Origin of the sequence: Nocardioides guangzhouensis (genome assembly GCF_004519545.1) — a bacterium.
GTDB lineage: Bacteria > Actinomycetota > Actinomycetes > Propionibacteriales > Nocardioidaceae > Nocardioides > Nocardioides guangzhouensis.
This window is the reverse complement of record NZ_SDKM01000106.1, coordinates 1-1792: the sequence shown is the minus strand read 5'-3', so window position 1 is coordinate 1792 and position 1792 is coordinate 1. Positions and strand designations below refer to the sequence as shown.

Below are 1792 nucleotides of genomic sequence, written 5' to 3'. Positions count from 1 at the left end.
GCCGGTCCCCGCGCGGGGACCGGCCTCGGTGCCTTCTGGAGGGTCAGGCCCTCCGGGCGGTGAAGAGCAGGTACTCCCACTCCATGGCGCCTCCGCCCAGGTCGTGCCGGCGGCCGAGGTCGACGAGCGCCTCGTCCAGCGCGGCCACCTTCGCCGGGTCGTCCGCGATCGCCTTGTAGACCGCGATCGTCGGGCCGTACGCCGCCTTGAAGTAGTCCCGGAACTCCTCCGCCGTCGCGAACGCGTCGACCCGCAGCTGCTGCTTGTGCGCGACCACGTCGGTCACCCGGTCGCCGAGCAGCGAGCGCACGTGCTGTTCGTCTCCCCACAGCGGCGGTGGCTGCGCCCCGGCCGGCGGCGGGGGAGCGTACGGCTTCATGGTCGCGAACATCTGCCCGATGAACCCGCCCGGCGTCCAGCTGACCAGCCCGATCCGGCCCCGCGGCCGGCACACCCGGACCAGCTCGTCGGCGGCGGCCTGGTGGAACGGCGCGAACATCACGCCGACCACCGAGAGGATCGCGTCGTACGTCGCGTCGTCGTAGGGCAGCGCCTCGGCGTCGCCGACCTCCCAGGCCAGGTCGACGCCCTCGGCGGCAGCGAGTACCCGACCGGCGTCGAGCAGTTCTGGCGTCAGGTCCGAGGCGACCACGCTCGCCCCGGTCCGGGCGGCCGGGATGGACGCGTTGCCCGAGCCCGCCGCCACGTCGAGGACGTGGTCGCCGGGGCCGATCCTGGTTGCCTCGACCGCGACCGGTCCCAGGGACGGGATCACGTCCGCCGCCACCGCGGGGTAGTCACCGAGCGCCCACATGGCCCGGTGCTTGGCCTTGACCTCCGGCGGCGCTACGGGCGCCGCCACCTTCGTCTCTGTCATGTCACTCCCTCCAGAGCTTGTCGTGCCTCTACGGTGCGGCCGGGCGGCGGCCAGCCTCCAGTGCGCGATCTGAACCGACGGCGGTTCTGGATCTGTACTGGCGCGAAGCTCGGGCCGGCGGTTCACTGGTCGGGGACGGGAGTTCGCGGGAGGGAGACCCGATGTCGACGTACGGTCAGTTCTGCCCGGTCGCCAAGGCGATGGAGGTGCTGGACGAGCGGTGGACGCTGCTCGTGGTCCGCGAGCTCCTGCTCGGCAGCCGGCACTTCAACGAGCTTCGGCGGGGCAATCCGAAGATGTCACCTGCGCTGCTGTCGAAGCGGCTGCGGAGCCTCGAGCGGGCCGGCATCGTACGGCGCTCCGAGAACGACGGCCGCAGCGCCTACGAGCTGACCGAGAGCGGCCTCGAGCTGAGGCCGATCGTCGAGGGGCTCGGCGCCTGGGGCTCGCGCTGGATCGGCGTGCTCGGCGACGAGGACCTCGACCCGCACCTGCTGATGTGGGACGTACGCCGGACGGTCCCGGTCGACGCCTGGCCCCGGGACCGCACGGTGCTGGCCTTCCGGTTCTCCGACGTGACGCCCAAGGCGAGCCGGTGGTGGCTGTTGGTGACGGGTGCGGACGTCGACATCTGTGACTACGACCCGGGCTTCGAGGTGACCGCGAGCGTCGACACCACCCTGCGCACCATGACCGAGATCTGGCGCGGCGACCGGGACTGGTGGTCGGCCATCCGCAACGGCCTGCTCACCCTGGACGGGCCGAGCGACGTCACGCGTGAGGTGCCGGCCTGGGTCGGTCAGGGGATCTTCTCGTCGGTGCCGCGCCCCGCCTGACCGCCATTGCACGCGGTTCGGCGAGGCCGCTGGTCGAGGCGCGAGCGCCGGCCGCCGCTGGTTGAGGAGCGAGCGCCAG

2 protein-coding genes are annotated in these 1792 nt (G+C 72.5%); one reads left to right on the top strand and one right to left on the bottom strand.

Annotated elements, in window-relative coordinates:
* Nucleotides 1–43 precede the first annotated feature (43 nt).
* Nucleotides 44–877 carry a class I SAM-dependent methyltransferase gene (locus EKO23_RS24640; protein ID WP_134721216.1) on the bottom strand — a complete coding sequence of 278 codons (834 nt, stop codon included), beginning with the start codon at nt 875–877 and terminating at the stop codon, nt 44–46.
* Between the two features lie 161 nt (nt 878–1038).
* Here EKO23_RS24640 and EKO23_RS24635 point away from each other — a divergent pair, with 161 nt between their 5' ends.
* Nucleotides 1039–1713 carry a winged helix-turn-helix transcriptional regulator gene (locus tag EKO23_RS24635; RefSeq protein ID WP_134721214.1) on the top strand — a complete coding sequence of 225 codons (675 nt, stop codon included), beginning with the start codon at nt 1039–1041 and terminating at the stop codon, nt 1711–1713.
* Nucleotides 1714–1792 lie beyond the last annotated feature (79 nt).

Coding starts and splice junctions, on each gene's coding strand:
- EKO23_RS24640 (WP_134721216.1), bottom strand. CDS start 877: ATGACAGAGACGAAGGTGGCGGCGCCCGTAGCGCCGCCGGAGGTCAAG.
- EKO23_RS24635 (WP_134721214.1), top strand. CDS start 1,039: ATGTCGACGTACGGTCAGTTCTGCCCGGTCGCCAAGGCGATGGAGGTG.